Annotated in this window: 18 protein-coding genes; 10 read left to right on the top strand and 8 right to left on the bottom strand. The window is 39.5% G+C overall.

Translation table 11 applies throughout. The features are described from left to right. The 3 genes from menD to ACEW8O_RS08545 form a co-directional block, all read right to left on the bottom strand. The coding region (gene menD, locus ACEW8O_RS08555) for a 2-succinyl-5-enolpyruvyl-6-hydroxy-3-cyclohexene-1-carboxylic-acid synthase (RefSeq protein WP_373494205.1) at positions 1 to 1,355 on the bottom strand (1,355 nt) is incomplete at its 3' end. A gap of 2 nt (positions 1,356 to 1,357) precedes the next feature. Further along, positions 1,358 to 2,569, bottom strand: coding sequence for a chorismate-binding protein (locus tag ACEW8O_RS08550; RefSeq protein ID WP_373494204.1), 1,212 nt, complete (start codon positions 2,567 to 2,569; stop codon positions 1,358 to 1,360). A 1-nt stretch (position 2,570) separates the two neighbouring features. Beyond that, positions 2,571 to 2,993 carry a hotdog fold thioesterase gene (locus tag ACEW8O_RS08545; protein WP_373494203.1) on the bottom strand — a complete coding sequence of 141 codons (423 nt, stop codon included), beginning with the start codon at positions 2,991 to 2,993 and terminating at the stop codon, positions 2,571 to 2,573. A 54-nt stretch (positions 2,994 to 3,047) separates the two neighbouring features. Here ACEW8O_RS08545 and ACEW8O_RS08540 point away from each other — a divergent pair, with 54 nt between their 5' ends. Then, positions 3,048 to 3,677, top strand: coding sequence for a histidine phosphatase family protein (locus ACEW8O_RS08540; RefSeq protein WP_373494202.1), 630 nt, complete (start codon positions 3,048 to 3,050; stop codon positions 3,675 to 3,677). Here ACEW8O_RS08540 and ACEW8O_RS08535 read toward each other — a convergent pair. The 3 genes from ACEW8O_RS08535 to ACEW8O_RS08525 all read right to left on the bottom strand — a co-directional run bounded on the left by ACEW8O_RS08535 (position 3,655) and on the right by ACEW8O_RS08525 (position 6,056). Further along, positions 3,655 to 4,077 carry a hypothetical protein gene (locus ACEW8O_RS08535; protein WP_373494201.1) on the bottom strand — a complete coding sequence of 141 codons (423 nt, stop codon included), beginning with the start codon at positions 4,075 to 4,077 and terminating at the stop codon, positions 3,655 to 3,657. The two genes, ACEW8O_RS08540 and ACEW8O_RS08535, sit on opposite strands and share 23 nt — an antisense overlap. A gap of 110 nt (positions 4,078 to 4,187) precedes the next feature. Then, on the bottom strand, positions 4,188 to 4,952 hold the full coding sequence (locus tag ACEW8O_RS08530; protein ID WP_373494200.1) for a zinc ribbon domain-containing protein: 765 nt from the start codon (positions 4,950 to 4,952) through the stop codon (positions 4,188 to 4,190). Positions 4,953 to 4,955: 3 nt separating this feature from the next. After that, the gene (locus ACEW8O_RS08525; RefSeq protein WP_373494199.1) at positions 4,956 to 6,056 is read right to left on the bottom strand and encodes a Nif3-like dinuclear metal center hexameric protein; all 1,101 of its coding nucleotides are present in this window, start codon (positions 6,054 to 6,056) and stop codon (positions 4,956 to 4,958) included. 42 nt (positions 6,057 to 6,098) lie between these two features. Between ACEW8O_RS08525 and lpxK the strand changes: the two genes are divergently transcribed. The 5 genes from lpxK (at position 6,099) to ACEW8O_RS08500 (ending at position 12,795) form a co-directional block, all read left to right on the top strand. Beyond that, positions 6,099 to 7,154, top strand: a complete 1,056-nt coding sequence (lpxK, locus tag ACEW8O_RS08520; RefSeq protein ID WP_373494198.1) for a tetraacyldisaccharide 4'-kinase — start codon at positions 6,099 to 6,101, stop codon at positions 7,152 to 7,154. After that, entirely contained in the window at positions 7,144 to 9,108 is a 1,965-nt protein-coding gene (locus ACEW8O_RS08515) for a putative porin (RefSeq protein ID WP_373494197.1), read from the top strand. The genes lpxK and ACEW8O_RS08515 overlap by 11 nt, the downstream gene beginning before the upstream one ends. 35 nt (positions 9,109 to 9,143) lie before the next feature. Next, positions 9,144 to 9,725: a tRNA-(ms[2]io[6]A)-hydroxylase gene (locus ACEW8O_RS08510; protein ID WP_373494196.1), complete on the top strand. Its 582-nt coding sequence runs from the start codon at positions 9,144 to 9,146 to the stop codon at positions 9,723 to 9,725. Positions 9,726 to 9,856: 131 nt separating this feature from the next. Beyond that, positions 9,857 to 11,101 (top strand): ABC transporter permease, encoded by a 1,245-nt coding sequence (locus tag ACEW8O_RS08505; protein ID WP_373494195.1) that lies wholly within the window; start codon positions 9,857 to 9,859, stop codon positions 11,099 to 11,101. A gap of 2 nt (positions 11,102 to 11,103) precedes the next feature. Beyond that, positions 11,104 to 12,795 carry a GMC oxidoreductase gene (locus tag ACEW8O_RS08500; RefSeq protein WP_373494194.1) on the top strand — a complete coding sequence of 564 codons (1,692 nt, stop codon included), beginning with the start codon at positions 11,104 to 11,106 and terminating at the stop codon, positions 12,793 to 12,795. Between the two features lies 1 nt (position 12,796). On the opposite strand, the gene ACEW8O_RS08495 is transcribed toward ACEW8O_RS08500, so the two are convergent. Together ACEW8O_RS08495 and mtaB are read right to left on the bottom strand one after the other, a co-directional pair. Next, positions 12,797 to 13,150, bottom strand: coding sequence for a DUF805 domain-containing protein (locus ACEW8O_RS08495; RefSeq protein ID WP_373494193.1), 354 nt, complete (start codon positions 13,148 to 13,150; stop codon positions 12,797 to 12,799). A gap of 60 nt (positions 13,151 to 13,210) precedes the next feature. Continuing rightward, complete coding sequence (mtaB, locus tag ACEW8O_RS08490) at positions 13,211 to 14,530, bottom strand: tRNA (N(6)-L-threonylcarbamoyladenosine(37)-C(2))-methylthiotransferase MtaB (protein ID WP_373494192.1); 1,320 nt, start codon at positions 14,528 to 14,530, stop codon at positions 13,211 to 13,213. Between the two features lie 232 nt (positions 14,531 to 14,762). Between mtaB and ACEW8O_RS08485 the strand changes: the two genes are divergently transcribed. The 4 genes from ACEW8O_RS08485 to ACEW8O_RS08470 all read left to right on the top strand — a co-directional run bounded on the left by ACEW8O_RS08485 (position 14,763) and on the right by ACEW8O_RS08470 (position 23,321). Continuing rightward, the gene (locus ACEW8O_RS08485) at positions 14,763 to 16,925 is read left to right on the top strand and encodes a glutamine synthetase III (protein WP_373494191.1); all 2,163 of its coding nucleotides are present in this window, start codon (positions 14,763 to 14,765) and stop codon (positions 16,923 to 16,925) included. A 523-nt stretch (positions 16,926 to 17,448) separates the two neighbouring features. Then, the gene (locus ACEW8O_RS08480) at positions 17,449 to 20,505 is read left to right on the top strand and encodes a SusC/RagA family TonB-linked outer membrane protein (protein ID WP_373494190.1); all 3,057 of its coding nucleotides are present in this window, start codon (positions 17,449 to 17,451) and stop codon (positions 20,503 to 20,505) included. 2 nt (positions 20,506 to 20,507) lie between these two features. Continuing rightward, positions 20,508 to 22,109, top strand: coding sequence for a SusD/RagB family nutrient-binding outer membrane lipoprotein (locus ACEW8O_RS08475; RefSeq protein WP_373494189.1), 1,602 nt, complete (start codon positions 20,508 to 20,510; stop codon positions 22,107 to 22,109). A gap of 66 nt (positions 22,110 to 22,175) precedes the next feature. Beyond that, positions 22,176 to 23,321: a glycoside hydrolase family 18 protein gene (locus ACEW8O_RS08470; RefSeq protein ID WP_373494188.1), complete on the top strand. Its 1,146-nt coding sequence runs from the start codon at positions 22,176 to 22,178 to the stop codon at positions 23,319 to 23,321. Positions 23,322 to 23,363 lie beyond the last annotated feature (42 nt).

Here is a 23,363-nt window from a genome sequence, read left to right as displayed (position 1 = left end):
TTGTGCCAAAAAGCATTTCTGTCATAGAAAAACGCCATATCTCCGATAATCAAAGTAACCGGTTCTTTGGTCGTAAAAGTGCAACCTACCGCTGCGCTGTTACTCCCATCAATGCCACTCGTGCCCCTGTTACAGATGATTTCCTGTTTTCTTGCTCCAAGAAAATTCAGATACCTCACAGCCATGCTATTGGCAACATGCAATTTGGACTGGTCCGGAATGTATTCCAGGCATTTGGCCATTGCGCTATATTCTCCGAATTTAACCTTTTTAAGTAAGTGGGGGAGTAGTTCAGCTATTTTTTGATCCTGTTTTTTCCAGCTTTCTAGAAAGGAAGGATTGGAGGCTCTATCTTCTTTCAATAATAACTGAAGAAAAGAATCAGGTTCACAAGGAATAGTTTTCGTCAGACTTTGATAGGGATCAGGTGTATAACCATTTGGTTGTATATGCCAATGCGTTGCCTTCGAATTTCTGAGGAATAGTTTGAGGCTTTTTGAAATAATTGATTTCCCAAAAGAAATGATCAGATCAGGATTTTGTTCTGGATTTGAATAAGCAACAAAATGGTCATGAAAAACAACTGTATGCTTTGACTGCATATTGGATATGGTATCGGAAACCACCACAGCCTTTCCTTTAGCAGAAATATCATCCAGGAGTTTTTGAATATCCTGATCAGGTCTTTGCTGACCTGGTACAATCAATATTTTTTCAAACTTTTCCAATGAAACAGACAGTATGCTCCTGGCTTCATTCGAAAGGGATTTTTCAAAATCAATTGCCTCAATAGATCTTACATCCGTAAAACTGAATTCTTCATTTGATTCGGGATAAAAAGGCTCACGCAGGGGAATATTGATATGCACCGGTCCTTGGGGAAACTGCATTGCCAGGTTAATAGCCTCATTTGCCAACCTATTGGCATGCCAGACCTTATCAGGATGACCGTATTCATCTGGAAAATGAAAAGAACCTTTAACATGTTGCCCGTATATATTCGTTTGCCGTATGGTCTGCCCGTCCCATTGATCTATCCATTCCGGAGGTCGGTCTGCCGTAATTACCAAAAGTGGAACCTGCTGAAAAAACGCTTCCGCAACTGCAGGGGCATAATTATAGGCCGCCGAACCCGAGGTACATACAATGACTACCGGATGAGACAGTTGTTGGGCCATCCCAAGGGCAATAAAAGCCGCTGACCTTTCATCAGAGATGATCCTGCAATGAAAACCCTTGTGGCGGGTAAATGCCAATGTAATGGGCGCACATCTCGAACCCGGAGATAACACAGCATTGGATATGCCTTTTTGGTGGCAAAGAGAAACCAGATCAATGATGGGTTGTAAGATCAAAATCAGGTATTCAGGTTAAGGTGCTGACCAATAATATCACATTTCATTTCAGTTTCCTCCCATTCTTTCTCCGGAATAGAGTCTTCTGTCACCCCTGCCCCGGCATAAAGAATGGCCTGATTGCCTATTAGGCGTGCAGTTCGGAGATTCACATAAATGGAAGTTTCCTCTTCAATATTGACCGGCCCGATGTATCCTGCAAACAGTGACCTGTCGAACTTTTCATTTTCCCTGAGAAAGTCAAATGCCTCTTTTCTGGGCATCCCACAAACAGCAGAAGTCGGATGAAGTAATTCAAGCATGACCGAACCTAGTTGGGGAAAGTTGGTCGCTTTCATATCCACTTTAAAATCTGATCTCAGATGCAATAGGTTACCGGCCAATACTGTCTTGGGACCATGTTCATCATATTCCCGTAACCGGATTTTTTTAAAACAATCCACGATATACCGGCTTACCAAAGCCTGTTCTTCAATTTCTTTCTGTGTCCATGCCACAGATTTAAGGGGATTGTCTCCTTGGGCTTTTTGGGTTCCTGCTAGGGACATGGTATAAAATTCATCCCCACGGGTCTGGATAAGAATTTCCGGGGAAGCCCCGATCCAAGTTCCTAAATCAGGAATATGAAAAAAATTGATAAATGCATTCGGATAGGCTTGAATCAAGCTTTTTAAAGAAGATATCAGGTCAAAATCATGGTTTAATTTTATCTTTTTTATCCGGGCAGGTACGATTTTGCTCAGTTGACCTGAATCGACCGCTTTTATTCCTTTTTCTACCAATTCGGCAAATTCAATTTTACTGCATTCTTCAGAAACCTTTTTCTCTTGTGTTTTGTCATCTTCTGCAAAGTTCCTTTTGATGTTATCGGCAAATACTCCTTTTGGTTTGAAATGAATAATTGGCTCCAAATCATCCTTTTGATTTGCGACATTGATATTGAGGTCTATTTTAAAATATGTATTGGCCTCTAGGAAAATTGCCTTTTTATCCACTTGGTCTTCAAAAGGATGTACAATAAATCCGGATGGCAGTTCTTCAATATTTGGAGTTACTCTTTTTAAAAGTCCTGTCTTGTCAATCAATACCTGCAAAAATCCGGATTTCGGTTTTCTCCAAACCGCAATCTGATGACCTTCAAGCATGTGCCGGGATATCAGGTTGCCAAGGTAATCTTCGAGTGATATTTGATTGATATCTGTAGTAGTCTGCATATTACTTTTTATCAATTACGGCTATTGTAATTCTGCTGATACAGATCAAGTCACCTTCTTCATTGAATATCTTTGTTTCCCATACCTGGGTTTTTTTACCTAGATGGATTGGTTTTGTGACACCCCTTACAACTCCCTGCTTTACTGATTTGAGGTGATTGGCATTGATTTCCAAACCCACACAGTATTGCACTTTTTGGTCGACAGTCATGGTTGCTGCCACAGAACCTAAGGTTTCGGCAAGAACTACATTAGCTCCTCCATGTAACAGTCCAAGTGGCTGTTTGGTTTTGGAATTGACGGGCATTGTTGCTTCCAAAAAGTCTTCACCGATCTCTGTAAACCTGATGTCCAAAAAATCCGTCATGGTATTTTTTCCCATATTATTAAGAGTTTCTAGACTAAGGTTTTGAGGAAATATCATGGATTGTTATATAAAAGTTTTTTCTTTGGTACCTGAAAACAAAAATAGAGAAACTTGCTAACTAAAAAAATCTACTTGATAAGACATGGTCAAACTGATTACAATCTCCGGGGAGTTGTACAGGGCAGTGGGATTGATGCACCTTTAAACCTGAACGGTCGGAAACAGTCCGCTTCTTTTTTTGAGCATTATAAGGATGTCCCTTTTGGGAAAGTTTACTACTCAGGTCTTCAGCGTACCAAACAGTCAGTCCAGGGATTTATTGAGCTTGGACTGCCACATGAGGGGGTTCCTGAATTGAATGAGATTTCCTGGGGCAGATATGAAGGGTTGCCGATGACCCACGAGGAAAATAAATATTATGAATCTATGTTGGAAAGATGGAGTTCGGGTGACCTTGACTATGCAATAGAAGGTGGAGAAAGTCCCGTGATGGTAGCAAAAAGGTTACAAAAGGGAATCAATTACATTCTTTCGCAGCAAGTTGAAACGATTTTGATCTGTATGCATGGAAGGGCAATGAGGATTTTACTTGCAGTAATGTTAGGATATGACCTGAAATATATGGATGTATTTTCACATCAAAATCTTGGCCTATACCTTTTGCAGCAAAATAAATCAGGGAATTTTATAGTAGAAAAATTTAATTGTGGCGATCACCTCAAGGGCTTGGAACTACTTTGACTGCTTTCCCGGATTTTTTGTTTTTTTGTATTTTATCTTCCAAGGAAGCCACTAGGTATTGATATTTGTTTTTGGATTCGTCCATGTCAATGATCTGAAAAGCTAATTCACCCAATGAAGATACCTTGTTGGCGTTTACCCTAATAAAAAAATCAGCTAACTGACATTCGTTTATGTTGTCATAAGGGACTTTGACAATGATAGCTGCATCAGAATTACCTGCATAGGATTTTGTTTTGAATACATTGCTCAAGCTCAATTCAATATAAGTTGTACTGGTCTTGTTGGCTTTCAGTTCTGCTTTGTCAAAAAGAATCAAAAAGGTTTTTTCTCCTGGATCTTTTGCAAATCCCAAAGAAACAATACTGATAAAAAAGACGGATAGAAATATTCTTTTCATAAGTGCAAACTATAAAAAGAAAACGGGTTAAACAAAAAATGGTTTGAATTCAATTAAATAATCCGAAAAAAAGAAAAAGCCCGATTATCTCGGGCTTTTAAAATTATGGATTAAGCTCTGCTTCTCTTCTTCTTGGTTACCTCTTCCTCGATTTCGTCTTCAACACCGGCAAAAATCCTACCGCAGTGTTCACAGACGATGAGTTTCTTTTTCTCTCTGATGTCTGCCTGTCTTTGTGGTGGCACCACATTAAAGCAGCCTCCACAGGCACCTCTTTTGACCATTACCACAGCAAGACCGTTTTTGGCATTGGTCCTGATTTTGGTATAAGATTTGGAAAGCCTTTCTTCTATTTTTTTCAGGGCCTTGTCTCTATCAGTTTTAAGTTTGGATTCATCGTTCTCGCTTTCAGAGACGATGGTATCCAACTCAGACTTTTTATTGTCAAGATCTTTTTTCCTTTCTGAAAGGATGCCTTTCAGTTCATCAACTTCTAGGTTTTTTGTTTCTATTCTAGCTTGTGATTCCCCTATTTTCTTTTTGGATACCTGAATTTCCAAATCCTGCAATTCCAGTTCTTTAGTAATGGCGTCGTACTCCCTGTTGTTTCTGACATTCATCTGCTGTTCTTGGTATTTTTTGATGAGCTTCTCAGATTCTTTAATATTATCTTTGAATCTTTTGATGTCATCTTCCAATGTAACCAAATCCGTATTGAATTTATCCAATCTGGTTTCGTACCCAATAATCTCATCTTCAAGGTCTTGGACTTCTTCTGGGAGTGCTCCTCTTACTTTAAAAATCGCGTCGAGTCTGGAATCTATTTTCTGAAGGTTTAATAAGGCTTCAAGCTTTTGTGCAACTGTACTTTCCATGTACTATATGTAAGTTATGGGATTCGTAACTATTTTCGTCAAATAGAGTGCAATATTAGTAAAATTTTGCGACAATAAATCCCTGATTAATTCTTTTGTGTAAATTTCACTTTCATAATGTCCTATATCGCAAACAATCAGTTGATTATCAGCATTAAAGAATTCATGGTATTTGATGTCTGAAGTAATGAAAATATCAGCACCTGATTTTTTAGCATCAGATAAAAGAAAAATACCTGCTCCACCACAAACAGCAACAGTTTTTATTGGCTTATTTAATAAAGAGGTATGTTTTACTATTTGCAGGTTCATCTTGGATTTTAAGTAATCCATGAAGGCGATCGCTTTCATCGGCTCTTTAAGTTCACCGATCATTCCTGCACCGACCTCCTGGTTTTCGTTTTCTAGTTGTTGGAGAAAATAGGCCACTTCCTCATAGGGATGTGCTGCTTTGAGACTTTGAAGAACTCTTTGTTCAAAATGTTTTGGTAGAAGGACCTCAATTCTGGTTTCAGGTTCTTTATGCGGCTTCTCCTTAGAACCCTTATGCGGGTTTGATTTATCAGATGGAGTATAAGTCCCTGTCCCTTCTGACATAAAACTACAACCTGAATATTCCCCGATCTTTCCTGCACCTGCTGCAAAAAGGGCTTGAAGGACTACTTCTGCCGCTTCATGAGGAGCAAAAGTGGTAAGCTTTGATAGTAGTTCTTTTTTGGGTTGAAGAATCCTGGTTTTTGTCAATTCCAGCTTGTCACATATTTTTTTATTGACACCATGGGATACATGGTCCAGATTGGTATGAATGGCATAAATCGCAATATCATTTTTAATGGCTTTTATCACAGTCCTTTCGACATAGTTTTTGCCGGTAAGGCTTTTTAGTCCTCTAAACACGATAGGATGATGGGAGACGATCAAATTGCAGCCTAAGTTGATAGCTTCTTCAACCACCTCCTCTACTGTATCCAAAGTGCAAAGTATGCCTGTGACTTTGTCATTGGGATTGCCCGAGATCAATTGTGCATTGTCATAGGATTCCTGATAGGAAGGCGGTGCTATTTTTTCGAGGTAAGAAACTATTTCCCGAATCGTGTAATCCATAATTTTTATTTTACTTTGTCCAAAATTAAGGAAAAATAGCCAATGCGCTGGTACGACCCCTTGCTTTATCCTTTTGCTGCAATCTATGATGGTATCACATATTATAGAAACAGGATGTTTGAAACAGGGAAAAAGAAATCCATATCATTTTTGATCCCAACCGTTGTTGTGGGTAACCTTAACCTTGGAGGTTCAGGGAAAACACCAATGGTGGAATTTTTGATTGAATTATTTCTCCCTCATTTAAAACTTGCAACTTTGAGCCGAGGTTATGGTAGAAAAACCAAGGGTTTTTTGATAGCAAACGATGATTTGGGCCCATTTGAAATCGGAGATGAGCCTTTTCAGATTTTTGAAAAATACGGAAAAGAGGTGTCAGTAACAGTAGGTGAAAAAAGGACACTTGCCATCCCTGAAATTATTTCTCAAAAACCACAAACTGAATTAATTCTGCTTGACGATGCCTTTCAACATAGGTATGTCAAAGGGGATTATTATATCCTTTTAACGACTTTTCAGAAACCATTTTTCAGTGATAGAATTCTTCCCCTCGGTACATTGAGGGAAAATAGAAGTGGTGCAAATAGAGCCGATGTGATTGTCGTAACCAAATGCCCTGATCAGATATCAGAAAGTGAAAAAGAATTATACATTGAAAAAATACATAATATTGTCGAAGTTCCAGTGCTATTTTCGGGAATTGAGTACGGTGATCCCTTTCCTGTTTTCAATCAGCATCTCGAGCTTTTAAAGAAGGTAATTCTGGTTTCTGGTATCGCCGACAATCAGTTGTTTGTTTCAGAAGCAAAAAGTAGATATGAGGTGGTTGAAACCATAACCTTTGAAGACCATCATAGGTATAAAGAGGCAGACTTGATGAAACTATCAAGTTTGGTAAAAGAGCATCATAATTGTTTGGTTTTGACTACTGAAAAGGATGCTGTCAAACTTAAAAATAAAGCCTTTAATAAATATTTGGCAGAAATTCCGATTTTTGCCCTACCGATAAAAATCAAGTTGGCTGAAAAGGATAAAGAATTCCTTTTCGGACAGATCACCAAAATTGTCAAGGACAAATCGTATATCCGTGAGATTTAGCCCCATTATTATTCTTTTTTTACTCTTCTGTTTTTGGGCAGTTCAGTCACAGGCTCAAATCAGGCCTACAGGCCCTCCGACTCGAATGCCCCAACAAGGCAATACCAATCTGCAGCAAGGTGACCCTGACCAAGAAATAACACAACAGTCAGGTGAGCGGAAAAAACTGATTGATGACAGTACCAAAATGGTATTCGGGCCCAAGACCACACTTTATTTTTTGGAAAAGGATATCAAAAGGAATTTGACAAAAAAGTATGAGGTGGATACTGTGCTGACCGGTTTTCATTATTATGAACCTGTGGCCAATTCAGGTTGGATGTATCAGGATTTGGGCAATGTGGGAAGTGCGGCTAAGCCCATTTTTTATCATATTCCCCAAATGATCGGGACTACCTCCGGATTTCATGTATATGATCTGTACCATCATTCGGCGGACAGTATGCGTTATTTTGATACCAAATCCCCTTATACTCAGATGGATGCTTTTTTTGGTGGAGGCAACAGAAATATGCTGGACCTTTCCTTCGCCAGAAATATCAACCCAAGATGGAATGTTGGGCTCAATTTTCATACCATCAAAGCAAGAAAAACCCTCAATCCAAATGCAAGGGATGATAACTTGACTGAAAACACCTCATACTCTTTTCATACCAATTATAAGTCTGAAGACGGGAAGTATTTATTGTTGGCAAACCTTACACGGACGAGGCATTTGGTCAATGAACAAGGAGGAATCATCTCACCTGATATTGATACAACTTCTTTGTTCTTTGCTTATGAAGATGCTAAAGTCTGGCTGAGGAATTCCCGTGCTACAGACCTTCGGGTTGATTATCATTTATATCATGAATATGAAATAGTAAAGGGTTGGCAGGTTTACCATGTCTTTGATAAAAGAAAACAAGATGTGCTTTTCAGATCCAATCTCAATAGTTCTGATTCTTTGTTTTTCAATAGATTCAACCCTGAAAGGTTGGTGTCCCGGGACAGCACGTATAATCGGGGCCATTTTTCGGAATGGAGGAATGAGGTAGGATTCAAAGGTGATATCGGGCCATTGTATTACAATGCTTTTGCAAAGTTCAGGTCAGGAAGAATGCATTTATATGATACCTTAATGAGAAGAAACAATTTCAACGAGCTCTTTTTGGGTGGGGCATTAAGGGGTGATATCAATGAAAAATGGAGGTTTGAAGCTGAAGGGGAATATTTGTTGCCCGGTGCCTTTAGAATTCAGGGTTTATTCGTTTCCCCCTTTTTAGAAGCATCATATATCAAAGCTTTGTATAAACCCACCTCTGTTCAGGATTTTTACTCGGGCAACCACCATAGTTGGGATAATTCTTTTTCCAATATTGGCGTAGATCAAATTAAAGGAGTTCTGAAAGCGGATTTCCCAAGCTGGAATTTCAGACCAAATATTACCTTGAACAGGGTGAGCAATTATGTCTATTTCAATGAAGATCAACAGGCCACACAAGCTGAAGGAGGGGCCTTCATGGTGATTCCAGGTCTGACTTATTCCTTCCATATCAAAAAGAAATTTTTCTGGGAATCAGAATTGTATTACAACATCATCACAGGGGATGGAAAGGAAAATTTCAGGATACCGGAAATCGTGGCCAACTCCAGGATTTACTTTGATAGTCCGATGTTTGATGAAAACCTTTTTATTCAGATTGGCCTGGAAGGGAGATTTAGAAGCGATAATTTTGCCGAGGCATATAATCCCGCCCTTCAACAATTCCATTTACAGAATGATTTCAATGTTTTTGCTTACCCTGTTTTGGATTTCTTTATGAATTTAAGGATCAACAGAACCAGGGTATTGGTGAGGATGAACCATATCAATATCAATATAATGAACGAACCAGGGTATTTCGTGACTCCTAATTTCACAGGATTAAGAAGGACACTGGACCTTGGTATTAGCTGGCCTTTGTTTGATTAATGTAGATGAATTGGGAAGAAAGTACAAAAAACAAGATGTTGAACTTGCATTTGCCCACGGATCCCCGTTGGGTGAATATCGCAGAAATGAACCTTGAAGAGATTCTAGTGGACCATGCTTACTGTGAACAAAAGGCAGCTTCTTCCTGTATTTCCTTAATTGTGAATTTTCATGAATTCGACGAATTGGTAGAAATGTTGGCCCCGGTGGTAGCTGAAGAATGGAGTCATTTTGAAAGGGTATTGGATCAGATCAAAAAGAGGGGATACAAATTCGGAAAACCTAGAAAGGACGAGTATGTGATCAAGTTGGTAGAATTCGTCAGAAAAGGTGGAAGCAGGTCTGACCAATTGGTAGAGCATTTATTGATGAATGCGCTGATTGAAGCAAGGAGTTGTGAAAGGTTCAAGCTTCTTTCAAAAAACATTTCCGATGAGGAACTCAAAAAATTCTATTACGAATTAATGGTCTCCGAAGCGGGTCATTACGTGAACTTTATCGAATTGGCAAGAAGATACAAGGATCAGGAAAAGGTCAATGAGAGATGGAAACAATGGTTAGCTTATGAGGCAGATGTGATTGGCAATCTTGAATTAAGGGGGGACAGGATACATTGACCTCCGATAGTACGTCTTAAGGCTGTAAAAACATTTTTTACATCGATGGGAGGATTTTTTTCCGGATTATACTTAATATTAAAATTGGATCGGGCTTAATAAATTTATTTGTGTCCCATTTTGTACAGAATATGAATTTGATCGAAAATATTAAAGAAGCACTCAAGTCGGTTAAAGTTAACCTGCTTAGGACCATTTTGACCGGAACTATTATTGCGATTGGGATAATGTCGCTTGTTGGAATGCTGACCGCCATTGATGGAATCAAGGCTCAGATAGCTGATAGTTTTTCCGGTTTGGGAGCCAACAATTTTGACATCAGGTCAAAAGGATTTTCAGGAGGAAGGGGTGTGCAGCAGGGCGTTGCAGAAAAGACATATCCGATTGTAAGGTTTAAAGAGGTGCTCAGCTTCCAGGAGCAATTCAGTTCAATAGGCCCTTCTACTATATTCACAACTGTTTCAGGTGCGGCTGAAGTAAAAAGGGGGTCCAAAAAAACCAATCCCAATGTCAGAGTCACGGGTATCGATGATCAATATTTTAAGATTAAAGGTCTTAAGGTAGAGCAGGGGAGAAACTTCAGTATTACAGAAATACGATATGGTACCAATGTCTGCGTGATAGGATTGGATATCGTCGAAACATTATTCGGAAAAGAGGAAGATCCATTGAATGACTACGTTAATTTTTATGGCAAACGCTACACCATAATTGGTATTTTGGAAAAACAGGGCAGTGTCGGTGGGGGTTCAGGTGCCGACAGGGCTATATTCATACCTGTGGAGAATGCCAGTAGGTTGGATCAAAGAGGGACGTTTAGGTACTCTCTTACAGCAAGTGGTTCTGATCCATTAAAGTTGGAATACGAGATGGGACAGGCCACAGGTATCATGAGGAAAATCCGTCAGGACAGGATAACCGAAGAAGATTCATTTGAAATCGTCAAAAGTCAATCCGTTGCAGAAAGCTTGGAGGAAGTAGCCGGCTACCTGAGGATTGGTGGATTTGGTATTGGATTTATAACGCTTTTGGGGGCTGCTATTGGATTGATGAATATCATGTTGGTCTCTGTGACAGAGCGGACACGGGAGATCGGAATAAGGAAGGCACTTGGTGCAACACCCTTGAGAATCAGGCAGCAATTTTTGATAGAGGCAATCGTAATCTGTATTATGGGAGGCATCCTGGGAGTAATCATTGGGATTGCAATAGGAAACATAGTAGCAAATATCATCGGTCCCGGAGGTTTTTTGGTTCCATGGCTTTGGATTTTTGTGGGCCTTGCCATATGTATATTTGTTGGTTTGGCTTCGGGCTATTTTCCAGCGAGAAAAGCCAGTAGGCTTGATCCAATCGAATCACTCAGATACGAATAAGTATGAAGAAAGAAAATGAATTTGACGCCATCGTAATCGGTTCTGGCATCAGTGGAGGCTGGGCTGCAAAGGAATTATGTGAAAAAGGGCTTAAAACGCTTGTGTTGGAAAGAGGAAGAAATGTAGAGCATAAAAAGGATTATCCTACTATGACTGCTTCCATATGGGAAATGCCTCATCGCAATAGAATGCCGCTAGAGGATAAATTGGAAAACCCGGTCGTCAACCGATGCTATGCCTATGCAGAAGATACAGAGCATTTTTTTGTGAAGGACACAGACCACCCTTACGTACAGGATAAGCCTTTTGATTGGGTGAGAGGCTATCAGGTAGGTGGAAAGTCTTTGCTTTGGGCAAGGCAGACCCAACGATGGAGCAAATATGATTTTGAAGCTCCGGGAAGGGATGGTTTTGCTGTCGATTGGCCTATCCGATACAATGAGATTGATCCCTGGTACAGTTATGTGGAACGTTTTGTTGGAATCAGTGGCAGCAAAGAAGGAGTTGAAACTTTACCTGATGGGGAATTTCTTCCTCCATGGGAAATGAACTGTGTAGAAAAAGTGATCAGGGATAGGATTGTAGAGGCCTACAAAGACCGGTATGTCATGATAGGAAGGTGTGCCCATTTGACTGAACCTCAACCCCATCATTTGCAACAGGGCAGAGGTCAGTGTATGGCAAGAAATCAATGTCAAAGAGGATGTCCCTTTGGTGCATATTTCAGTTCCAACTCATCGACTTTGCCTGCCGCTGCAGCTACGGGTAATTTGACACTCAGGCCTGACTCGGTAGTTCATTCCATTATATATGACGATGCAAAAGAAAAAGTGACCGGTGTCAAGGTAATTGACAGCATCACGAAAACTTCCACAGAATATTTTGCTGATGTAATTTTTTTAAATGCCTCAGCACTCAATTCGAACCTTATTCTACTCAATAGTAACTCAAATAGGTTCCCAAACGGTCTGGGCAATGACAGTGGGCTATTAGGTCAGTATATTGCTTTCCACAATTATCGGGGAAATATCAGCGCTGCATTTGAAGGATATGAGGATAAATATTATTTTGGAAGAAGACCATGTGCTGTAATGATGCCCAACTTTCGGAATGTTGAAAAACAGGAAATGGATTTCCTTAGAGGCTACATGACTTTTTACAGTGCAGGTAGAGGAGGATGGGGAGGCAAACCTAATTCACCGTTTGGGTCAGAATTCAAAGATCAGAATTCCACTCCCGGGCCTTGGCATGTTTCTATGATGATGCAAGGGGAAACTATTCCCAAAGAGCATTCTAAAGTTTCCCTAAGTCTGGATAAAGTAGATGAATGGGGAATGCCATTATTGAATATAGATGTGGATTACGATGACAATGATATCCAATCCATGAATGACTTCTTTGAACAGGGAACAGAGATGTTGGAAAAGGCCAGCTGTTTCAATATTAGAACAAGAGATACGAAACAAGCGCCTGGTCTGGATATACATGAGATGGGCGGAGTCCGAATGGGGAGAGATCCCAAGTCTTCATTATTGAATGGCTGGAACCAAATGCACCATTGTAAAAATGTTTTCGTCACCGATGGAGCGTGTATGACCTCTACAGGTTCACAGAACCCTTCCATTACCTATATGGCATTGACTGCAAGAGCGGTAGATTATGCAGTAAAGGAGATGAAAAAAGGAAATATTTGATCTAAACCAAATCCGTTTTCCGGGGATCTGGGCCAAATTTATTTTCACCATCCTGACCTTCCTCCCAGGCCAACCAAACAAATCCAAAGAAATTGACAGGAGGCGGAATTAAGAGATATAAAGAATATTTCCAATTGTAACCTAAATCATGCAATCTTCGGATAGCCTGGATCATTAACAAAACAATAGAACCGATAAGTAAAATGCCAAATACCCAAAATGTGATCCATTCCTTGGATCGATATGATTCGAAAATCATAATTAAACTCAAAACATTGATAGAATAAAAAGTTAAAAATAAGGTCAAGTATTTTCTTCTGGAAATTCTTCCTTCTGGATTAAGTATAGGTATCATAAAAAATTAACCTGTAAAAAAATATATTGTTTGGTTTTTAGAGTGTTTTATGTACAAAACTCAATGTTTTTCCAGGATCATCTCCGGTTCCAATACATCAACATTTCCTTTATCATTAATTTCACTTAGAGTTACCTGTTTCAGCTCGTTGATAAGTAAAGGGTCATATTTTGCCGAAACCCTAATGTAGTTTTCGGTGAATCCATGCATCTGACCATCTTCGATATCCTCCTCAAAAAGAACTGTAAAGGTTCTACCTAGATTTTCTTCATAAAATTTCCTTCGTTTTTTCTCCGAAAGTATTCTGAGCATTTTGGAGCGTTCGTTTCTTTTTTTAATGGGGACCACTCCGTCCATTTCTGCCGCTCTGGTATTGGCACGTTCTGAATAGGTGAAAACATGCAGGTAAGAAATATCCAAATCATTCAGGAAATTGTAAGTTTCCAGAAACAGTTCGTCCGTCTCTCCAGGAAATCCTACTATGATATCTACGCCAATACAGCAAGGTGGCATCAAGGTTTTGATTTTTGATATCCGATCCTCATACAATTCCCTTAGATATCTCCTACCCATACTTCTCAATATGGAATTACTGCCTGATTGCAATGGGATATGGAAATGTGGGACAAACCTTTCTGACTGGGAAACAAATTCAATGATTTCATTGGTCAATAAATTGGGCTCGATGGAAGAAATCCTAAACCTTTCTACCCCGTGCACAGCATCAAGGGCCATCACCAAATCGGCAAAGCGTTCTTTTCTTTTACCCTCATGAATCCCAAAATCACCAATATTAACTCCTGTAAGTACCACTTCTTTGACATCAGTACGGGCAATTTCTTCAGCAGAGGCAAGGATATTCTCTATGCTGTCACTTCTGCTTTTACCTCGGGCAAGGGGAATGGTACAAAAAGCGCAACCATAATTACATCCATCCTGAACTTTTAAGAAGGTCCTTGTTCTGTCATGAATAGAATAGGCATTATTGAAAATAGTTGCCTCTTGGATTTCTGATGCAAGTACTTTGGTTTCCTGTGCTTTGGCAAACCCATCAAGCAACTCTATCAGTCTGAATTTCTCGGCAGCACCCAAAACAGCATCAACACCTTCAATTTCGGAGATTTCCTTTGGTTTTAGCTGTGCATAGCAGCCTATGATTGTGACGTAAGAGTTTGGAGATATTTTTTTGGCCTCTTTGACTATCTTTTTACACTTTTTGTCTGCGTTCTCTGTGACCGAACAGGTGTTGATGATAAAAATGTCAGGATTTTGCTGAAAATCCACTTTTTCATAACCCTTCGCCTCAAACATTCTACTAATCGTAGATGTCTCCGAATAATTCAATTTACACCCTAATGTATAAAACGCGACTTTTTTCACCTATCTCCAAACTTTACAGGCGACAAAGTTAAATATTATCCTGAAGTTTTCAATTTTCTATTTTTTAGGGTAAAACAATGTTTTTTTTCAGTAAACTAATTAAAATCTACCCTTATTTTTTAAAAATAATGTAAAAATTTAAAATATTGGCTTCAAAAACGGGTAGTTGTCTTTGAAATTCATATTATTTCCTATTTTTGTGGGTATAAAATCAAACCACTTATTGTAGAAAATGGCAACTTTAAGACAAAGTGCGCTCCTAATAGCGCAAGGCAGACAAAGAACGTTTGTCAATCCTCCCTCTCCAAAAATTTCTGACTTCTTCGGAAGCAATGTTTTTGGAATTAAGCAGATGAAAGAATCATTGGCTCCATCTGTATTTAAAAAAGTAATGGAAGCCATAGATAAAGGCAGTAAAATTGACCCCGCCACTGCTGAAGAAGTAGCGTCCGCGGTGAGAGTTTGGGCCTTATCCAAATCCGTCACACATTACACACACTGGTTTCAGCCCTTGACGGGCTCCACAGCTGAGAAGCATGATGCGTTTTTTGATGCACATGCAGGAATTGAAAAGTTTAAGGGTTCTGCTCTCGTTCAGCAGGAACCTGATGCTTCTTCTTTTCCCCATGGCGGGATTCGTTCTACTTTCGAGGCAAGGGGATATACTGCTTGGGATCCTTCATCGCCGATTTTTATTTTTGATAAAACACTTTGTATTCCCACCATATTCGTTTCTTATACAGGAGAGGCGCTAGACTATAAGACTCCTTTGCTCAAATCCATGGAGGCGATCAATGCAGCAGCGGTTGAGGTGTGTCAATTGTTTGACCGGAACGTAAAAAAAGTAACGCCATCATTGGGTGTAGAACAGGAATATTTTGTGATAGACAAAGCGCTTTTTGCAACAAGACCGGATCTTGTTATGGCGGGAAGAACGGTTTTTGGTCATAACCCGGCACGAGGTCAGCAGCTCGAAGATCATTATTTTGGATCTATCCCAACAAGGGTAAAAGACTTTATGGTGGATTTCGAAATTGAAGCCCTCAAACTTGGAATTCCTGTTTCAACCCGTCATAATGAAGTTGCCCCTGGACAATTTGAGGTTGCCCCTTTATTTGAAGAAATCAACAAAGCTGTTGACCATAATCAATTGTTGATGGACCTGATGGACAAAATTGCTGAAAAGCATGACCTTAAGGTTCTGTTTCACGAAAAGCCATTTGCAGGCGTAAACGGAAGCGGTAAGCATAACAATTGGTCCCTGATTACAGATACCGGAGTAAACCTATTCCAACCAAGCAATTCCGCAAGGGAAAATCTACAGTTCCTTACTTTTGTGATAGCTACTGTAAAGGCAGTATATGACCATGCTGATTTATTGCGGGCAAGTATCGCTTCAGCCAGCAATGACTTTAGATTGGGAGCAAATGAGGCCCCACCGGCCATTATGTCTGTATTCCTTGGCTCCACCTTGACCTCTGTATTGGATGAGTTGGAAAAGAACGGTAATGTGAAAATCGAAAAAGGTGATAACATGTATATGAAATTGGGTATTTCAAAAATACCTGAAATCATTTTGGACAATACGGATAGAAACAGAACTTCTCCTTTTGCCTTTACAGGCAATAAATTTGAATTCAGAGCAGTTGGTTCAAGTGCCAATTCTGCAGGCCCAATGACCGTATTGAATGTGATTGTTGCTGAAGTATTAAAGTCTCTGATTAAGGATATTGAAAAAGAAATCAGTTCAGGCAAGGAGAAAAAAATTGCGATTGTCAATGTTCTTAGAAAATATATCAAAGACAGTAAAAAAGTAAGATTTGAAGGGGATGGTTATTCAGATGAATGGGCAACGGAAGCGGAGAAGCGTGGATTGTCCAATCTAAAAAGCACTCCATTTGCTTTGGATGTTTACCGTGACAAAAAGACTATTGACCTTTTCAACAAACATGGCGTACTGAATGCCATTGAAGTCCATGCCAGACACGAAATCATGCTGGAGAGTTACATTAAGAAAGTTCAGATCGAATCCAGGGTAATGGGCGACTTGGCTTTAAACCATGTGATTCCAACAGCCATATTGTATCAGAATAAACTGATTGAAAATGCAAATGGATTGAAAGGTCTTGGACTTGACAATACTGCGGCAATTGAAACTGTCAAGGAAATCAGCAAACATCTTGAATCACTAAAACAAGGTGTCTATGATATGATAGATGCAAGAAAGAAACTTAATAAAGAGGATGATTTAGTGAAACGGGCAAAGGGTTACGGTACAGAGGTCAAGGAAGCATATTTTGAGAAAATCAGATATGCTGTGGATAAACTTGAGTTGGTGGTCGATGATGAATTTTGGCCATTGGTGAAGTATCGGGAAATGTTATTTATCAAATAAAGATTAAGAACCGCTTCGGCGGTTTTTTTTTTGACCTGCCCGTAAAGTTTTTCGTGCAGGTATTTTTTTTTGAAAGTACCGGAGACTTAATTTATAATTTGGATTTTTTAAATAAAAAGAAGTCTAATAAATATAAAAATTAAGACGCCTGGTAGATAAGTTTTTTAATTAAATAACTTTTATCTAAAAAACTTCATCTAAAATATTAAAAAGACGATCCAATTTGAATATCATTATTAAATTTATTAGCTAAACCGATTTATTAAATATAATAAATAATGAAAGTCAGATAACTTTTTTAAAAAAAAAGATTAAATAATTTTAACAATAATATTTTTTTAATATTTTTACATATCCCTTAATTCTTTGTAATATAGATTTTACGATATAAAATTCTTAATAACATGTTTATTGTAAACAAACATTCTAAAATCATAAATGAAATGCATTTAAAATGAAATATTACTGAACTATATTCTATAAATAACCAATGATTAAATGAAGTAACCTTAAATTAAATTCTATGAACAAAGTTGTACTATTAATGTTAGCAATGGTCATGATATTTGCCTCTGGTATTGAGGCATATGGCCAGACGCGGGTTCTCACCGGTAGAGTGGTAGATCCTTCCGGAGAACCTATTCCAGGAGTTAACGTCCTGGACAAGCAAGCGAATACCGGTACTACCTCCGATTTGGATGGGAAGTATTCTATAACTGTGACCAATACTACCTCATTGGTGTTTTCTTTTATAGGTTTCGAATCCCAAGAAATTGTTGTAGGGAATAGGTCTGAGTTAAGCATAACTTTACTGGAAAGCGACACTGCTTTAGGTGAAGTGGTAGTTACCGCCCTTGGATTGACAAAGGACAAGGAAAGGATTGGTTATGCCGTAACCACTGTTGGTGGTGATCAAATGGATTTGGCACGGGAACCCAATGTGGCCAACTCCCTTACAGGTAGGGTAGCTGGTCTAGTAGTAAGAGGAACAAATAGCGGGCCGCAAGGAACCTCAAATATTGTTCTTCGGGGCCTTCCGAGTATCTCTGGCACTGGTTCCCCATTGTTTGTAATCAATGGGGTACCCATGGACAATTCTCAGCTTGGTTCCTCTGGTCAGTGGGGCGGAGCTGATAATGGGGATGGCATTGGTAACTTAAGTCCTGATGATATTGAATCTATGACGGTTCTGAAAGGACAGGCAGCTTCTGCACTATATGGTGCAAGAGCCTCCAATGGTGTGATTATGATTACAACAAGAGGTGCTAAAAGAGGAGGCGATTGGATGCTTACCTACAATGTTAACGTAATGACGGAGCAGGCTATGGATTTTACCAATTTCCAGAAAGAATACGGTCAGGGTACTGGAGGTCGCCGACCGCAAACTGCCACAGAGGCACAGACAACCGGCCGATTTGCTTGGGGAGAAAGAATGGGCGGTAATGTTATCGGCTTTGATGGAAACCAATATCCATATCAACCATCAAGTGAAAATTGGATGGATTTTTACAGGACAGGAACTAACTTGACCAATACAATTGCTGTTTCCAAAGGACTTGGAGAGGATGGTTCTTTTAGGCTGTCTGTTTCTGATGTAAGGTCAAAATCGATCGTTCCCAATAGTGATGTGGACAGGTTAAGTATCAATTTAAATGTGGATCAAAATATCACTGATAAGTTAAATATATCTGCAATGATCAATTACCTAGATCAACAAAGCACAAATATTCCCTTTTTAAGTGACGGGCCAAAAAATCCTAACAACTTTTTATTTCTAGCCCCAAATATCCGTCCGAGTATTTTTGCTCCCGGAATTAACGAAAATGGGAGAGAAGTGGTCTTTAGTGACGATATATTCGTAACCAATCCTTACTTCATTACTTCACGCGGGATCAATGACAGAGGTAGAAAAAGAACGATTTCTGCAATCGCTGCGAGGTATAATTTCGCTCCCAAGACTTATGCTTTGTTCAGGGTTGGTAATGATGTATCCAATGATGACTTCTTTTCAGTTGATCCTACAGGATTAGCTTACACACAAGAACAGAGAGGGAACCTTGGTGGGAGAGGATTGTCCACAAGGTCAGAAACGAATGTTGATGCGATTTTTGGATCTGAATTCTCAATTACCGATGATATAATTTTTGATGGTTTATTAGGAGGAACGTTCCGAAACAATAGGTTTGAACAAGTGAGTGTCGGAGGTTCCCGTTTTGTAATTCCGGGATTGTACTCTCCATTCAATGTTGATGTATTTAATAGGGGTTATGCTTTCAATGAGCGAGAAGTACTTTCGGCTTTTTATTCTTTCGGGTTTGGTTATAAAGATTTCCTGACCTTGACGACTACCGGGCGATATGATGTATACAGTACCTTGCCTATTGATAATAACAGAATCTTCTCCCCATCAATCACAGGTGCATTCTTGTTTGATAAATTCCTTAACTTACCAGCATTGGATTTCGGTAAGATTAGGGCGAGCTATGCAGTTACTAGTGGCGAACCATTCAATGCTTATCAAACTCAGTTTTATTTCAGTTCTGCAAATACCTTTAATGGAGTTGCAGCAGGAGCATCTCCCCTTACTTTGCCAAACCTTTTCTTAAAACCATTTACGACAGATGAAATAGAATTAGGTTTTGATCTGGTTTTCTTCAAAAACCGCTTAAGCATTGACGTTGCTTATTTTACCAAAACCACGAATAATGAGATCATGCCTGCTACTACCAGTATCTCTTCAGGTTTCTCAAGTGCTGTGGTGGCAACCGGGTCTGTTAATAACAGAGGTTTGGAGTTGATGATTTCGGGAACTCCGATTCAGACCAATGACTTTACTTGGAAGTCTATGTTTAATTTCACTAATGTTAGAAATGAAGTTTTGAATACAAACTTAGATAATACTCCAATAAATCTCGGTCAAAATAGACAGACGCTTGGTAATGCAGTGACAGCCTATGTTCCGGGACTTCCCGGTCCTCAAATAAGAGCTTTTGATTATCAATATGATGCCAACGGAAATGTCGTGGTGAACGATGCAGGTCTTCCTGTTCGTGGTGAACTTAAAAATTGGGGTTCAGTACTTCCCACTCATTATGGTGGTTGGAATAACGAATTCATTTATAAAGGCGTTTCTTTTTCCTTCTTGATGGATTACAACTTTGGGAATAAAGTGTTGTCCGCAACTGAGTTTAATGCACATTTCCGTGGATTGCATCAAAATACCCTAGTTGGAAGAGAAGGTGGTGTGACAACTAATGAAATTACAGCTCCTGCAGAAAACTACTATCAGACACTCGTTCAGAATGTGACAAAAACCAGTGTGGTCGATGGAGACTTTATCAAGCTTCGACAGTTGACACTGGGATATACCTTCCCCGCAGCCATGTTTAATTCGGTTCCAATATTTAAAGGCCTGACAGCTTCGATCGTTGCGAGAAATTTGGCCATCTTATGGAGGAAAGCGGAAAATATAGATCCTGAAGCTCAATTTGGATCAAATATCAACTTTTTGGGTATAGAAGGTACTGCTTTGCCACCTACACGTTCTATTGGATTTAACCTAAACTTCAAATTGAACTAATTATGAAAAAATATATAAGTTTATTTCTACTAAGCAGCTTTTTAATAGTCACATCCTGTGACGAGAGATTTGAAGAGCTAAATACGGATCCAAATAGGCCAGGTGGTTCAGTTTTTGACCCGAACCTGTTACTTCCTACTATTAGTTATCAGCATGGTAACCTGCTTACGGGTTATTCAGGTCCGATTTTATTTCAAAGCATGTGGATTCAGGCCATGGCATCCACTTCAACAGGAGGGGCCATTTACTATTCCAATGCAGATAAATATGTGATATCCTCAAGTACACCTAGCTACATTGAAGGTAACTGGAACAATGGATTTCAACTTTCTTCAAGAGTGAATCAGATGCAAATATTGGCACAAGCTAGAGGTTTGACCAATCTAAATGCTGTAGGAGAGATTTTGAAGGTAAGTGCTTTGTCAGTCGTTTCGGATACCTATGGTGATATTCCATATTCAGAGGCGCTTAAAGCTCAGGAAGGAATTTCGCAACCTGGGTATGATAGTCAGATGGAAGTATATAATAAGTTGCTTACCGACCTAGAAACAGCATTAAGCTCAATTAGTCCTTCAGCAGACCCGATAAGAAATGATGTCATATACAGTGGGGATATTGCCAAATGGAGAAGATTTGGATATTCTCTCATGCTAAAGCTAGGTTTGCGTCTGACCAATGCAAATCCTTCCTCAGCACAGTCCTGGGTCCAAAAAGCAGTTGCAGGTGGAGTCTTTTCATCACCTGGTGATGATGCTTTGGTTCCATCTGATGAAGCAAACGGGTATTCTAATACAAGTGCCAATGCTTTGAATGTTCCAGATGATATATATGAGGTGCGTTGGTCTAAAGTTATGATTGATTACCTGAAAGCTACCAATGATCCTCGTTTGAGTATAGTGGCTGAGGTACCCCCTCCGGGGCTTGCTGCTAATAGAAATGGATTGGTAGTAGGGAATAATAACCCTGCTGCTCAAATTGGCTTGCCAAATGGGTATGACCTCAGAGGTGGTGAATTTGATATTACAACTCATCCTAATTTCCCCGGTGCAACTGGTTCCGGAGGTGACGAAGCTGTCATTGGAGCCTACTCAAGACCAACTGCTATTTACAGAAGAAGGAACGCCCCCATTTTTATTTTGACTTATGCAGAGGTTCAATTGTTATTGGCTGATGCGACTGTCCGGGGATTCACTACTGGTTCACCAACTGATTTTTACAGAAATGGTGTATTGGCTGCTTTTACGACTATGGGTAAATTTGGTGGAGCAACAGTATCCAATGCAGATGCAATTGCTTATGTGAATGCCAATCCGCTAGACCTGAGTGTTCCAAATGCTTCCTTGAGAATGATCAATGAACAGATTTGGGCAACAACTAGCCTTTTTGTAAATTTTTTGGAAGCATGGAACAATTGGAAACGTACAGGATTTCCTGAATTGACACCTGTTAATTTCCCCGGGAATTTTAGTTCAGGACAAATTCCAAGAAGACAGCCTTACCCTGCCGGAGAATCCGCCACAAATCAGGAGTCATTGATGGCAGCAATTTCTCGCATGGGAGGAGATAACTGGATCACAAGGACTTGGTGGGATGGCGGGAATTAATTTTCCAAATAATCCACTTATATAAAAAAGGTGCCCGCGGGCACCTTTTTTATTATATTCAAATCTATGAACAAGATATTATTTACTTCAATGTTGCTTTTGGTTTGGATATGTTTTTCATGCCAGACACAAAAAGAATCGCAAAAACCTGAAACTTCCGATTCGGCTTCTTACAAGATCATAGGCTATATAGCAGGATGGAAAGGCGTAGATCTGGAAAAAATACATGCCGATAAGCTGACCCATATCAATTATGCATTTGCGAATGTGGTAGATGGTGTGGTTATCGAAGGTGAAGGTAGGGCAGAACAGGATAAGGAGAATCTGTCAAAGCTAAAGTCTTTAAAGTCCATCAATCCTGACCTGAAAATCTTAATTTCCATTGGTGGCTGGACTTGGTCCGGTGGATTCTCTGATGCAGTACTTACAGATGAATCCCGTAAAAAATTTACAGATTCGGCCATTGATTACCTAATTAGACATGAGCTGGATGGATTGGATTTTGATTGGGAATATCCCGGATTACCGGGTGACAACAATACCTACAGGACAGAAGATAAAGAAAATTTCGTGTTTATGTTGAAATCCGTGAGGGAAGCCTTGGACAGTCTTGGTGCATTGAACAATACCCATTATCTGAGTACAATTGCATCCGCCGGATTCAAAGAATATCTTGATGTCAATGATATGGCTGAGGCCCAAAAGTATCTTGATTTCATTAATATCATGACCTATGATTTTATTGTCCAAGGTAATAAACCTACCGGTCACCATACCAATTTATTTGCAGGGGATCAAGAAAAGAGATCTGCAGAAAATGCGGTAATGGACCATGTCGATGCTGGTATTCCTATCGAAAAACTTGTGATGGGCATGGCGTTTTATGGTAGAAGTTGGCAGGAAGTCAATCCGGAAAACAATGGACTTTATCAGATGGGAAAGGGGTGGAAAGGCTTTCCTTATAGTGCGATTGAGGAGTTGATTGCCAGTGATGACTACGTAAGGTTTTGGGATGACGTGGCCAAGGCACCTTATTTATGGAATGCTACTGATAAAATTTTTGTAACCTACGAAGACCCTGAGTCGATTTTCAATAAAGTTCAATTTATCAAAAAGCACAACATGGGCGGGGCCATGTTCTGGGAGTACAACGAAGATTCAGATGAAAGAACATTGCTAAATGCAATTTATAACGGATTCAATAACCCCTAAATTCATTTAAGCCAATGCTTTAATAAAAAATATGTCCATATT

Origin of the sequence: Aquiflexum sp. (assembly GCF_041749095.1) — a bacterium.
GTDB lineage: Bacteria > Bacteroidota > Bacteroidia > Cytophagales > Cyclobacteriaceae > Aquiflexum.
The sequence above is the reverse complement of the archived record's forward strand: the minus strand, read 5'-3'. Positions and strand labels throughout refer to the sequence as shown.